The 284-nt window shown below is 39.1% G+C and carries 1 protein-coding gene; it reads left to right on the forward strand.

Annotation, left to right across the window (positions count from 1 at the left end):
- Window positions 1–2 precede the first annotated feature (2 nt).
- Window positions 3–284, forward strand: a 282-nt coding sequence (locus A4R26_RS08220; protein ID WP_278248410.1) for a PDDEXK nuclease domain-containing protein, incomplete at its 3' end; no start/stop codon positions are given.

The following is a 284-nucleotide window of genomic DNA, read 5'->3' on the forward strand; positions in this document are numbered from 1 at the left end:
CAATTGACTTACTTTTCTACAATCGTATCCTCCGGCGTCTTGTGGCTTTTGAGATTAAGAAAGACCATTTCAAGCCAGAGTATACTGGTCAATTGCATTTTTACCTGAATGTGTTGGATGATAAAATCAAACTTCCTGATGAACTTCCCAGTATTGGCATCATTCTTTGCAAAGAAAAACAGAATTCAATTGTACAATACTCTATCCGAAACATGAATACACCGATGGGTGTCGCCACATTTATGAACTCAAGCGAACCACCTGCCGAAATTCAACAGGTGTTG

It is taken from the genome of Niastella populi (genome assembly GCF_002078015.1).
GTDB classification, from domain to species: Bacteria; Bacteroidota; Bacteroidia; order Chitinophagales; family Chitinophagaceae; genus Niastella; species Niastella populi.